The sequence below is a fragment of the Tenacibaculum sp. M341 genome (assembly GCF_004337695.1).
In the GTDB taxonomy this organism is placed as follows: domain Bacteria; phylum Bacteroidota; class Bacteroidia; order Flavobacteriales; family Flavobacteriaceae; genus Polaribacter.
Genome location: NZ_SJXJ01000050.1, coordinates 1 through 1382 on the forward strand (window position 1 = coordinate 1; position 1382 = coordinate 1382).

The following is a 1382-nucleotide window of genomic DNA, read 5'->3' on the forward strand; positions in this document are numbered from 1 at the left end:
TTGACTAGTCCTAAATAACCGTTACAGTTATTTATTGATTAAATATATTAAACATCATCTAAAGCTATAGCTTTAGATGATGTTTTTTTTCGATATGATTTTATTTTCAATTTGTTTTGTAGATGTGTTTGATTAGGAGTTTTGAAAAAACATGACCAATGTGGTCTTTTAGAGTTATAAATAGCTATTGATTGTTTTACTATTTTTTTCATTATCTTAATGTTTAGATTTGTCGTATTCATAAAGAACTCTTGTTTTAAAATTCCATTAACACGTTCAGCTATTGCATTTTGATATGGATCGTATGACTCTGTCATACTACATTTAATATTATGTTTTGATAATATATCTTGATATAGGTTACTACAATATTGTAAGCCTCTATCTGAATGATGGATCAGCTTTTTGTCTGGATACATTCTATTTTTTATAGCCATGTCCAAAGCTTCTACAGTTGAGCTTACTTCTAAGGTTTTATCCAAGTGATAACCGATAATTTTCTTAGAATATGCATCTGTAACTAATGATAGGTACATAGGGTTTTTACGATTTCCTAGATAGGTGATATCTGCCACCCATACTTGTTCTGGTCTAGTTACTTCTAAATTTTCAATAAGATTCGCATGTTTTCTAAAACGATGATGAGAGTTGGTTGTGATATGATAACTCTTTTGTCGTTTTATCAATAGTTTATTAGCACGTAAAATATCAAATAATCGATCTCTTCCAACACCTAAACTAGCTAATTCTTCTGAAAGAATATAATACAGTTTTTTTGTTCCAATTCTTGGCTGTTCCATTCTTACACCCTTAACCAATTCAACAACCTTATAGGCTGTTGATTGAGCTTTCTTAACTCTATAATTAGCCCTATAATAAACCTGTCTACTAAACCCGAGTAATTTACAGGTAGAAGAAATACTTTCTTTGTTTTGTAAAATAAACATATCAATTACTCGGTTTTGGAGTTTTTTCTGATAGGAATATTATACTCTTTCTCTGCTAAATCAATCATCATGTCAAACAGTATCGCTTTCTTCTCTGCTGCTGATGCTTGAGCTTTTAAACGATTATTTTGCTTTTCTAATTGACGTAATTTTTGCTCTAATTCTAATAGTTTTTGTTCTGGTGATTTTGGCATAGTAGATGGTGTTTGATGATCCCAATCAAAGTTACCATATTTCCGTAACCATACTAAAACAGTGCTGCGACCTTGAATTCCATATTTAAGTTGAGCCTGTTTGTAAGTGAGTTCGCCTTTTTCTACTTCAGATACAACGGAAAGTTTAAAACTCATCGTATAATCTTTCTGAGTACGTTTACGGTAAATATTGTCGTTCATAATGTTACATAATTGTGTAACGCTATTTCAGGACGAGACA

General features: G+C 30.8%; 1 pseudogene. It reads right to left on the reverse strand.

What is annotated here, in order from left to right:
- Positions 1-122 precede the first annotated feature (122 nt).
- A pseudogene (locus EYW44_RS21865) lies at positions 123-1342 on the reverse strand (IS3 family transposase); the annotation flags it as partial.
- Between the last annotated feature and the right edge of the window lie 40 nt (positions 1343-1382).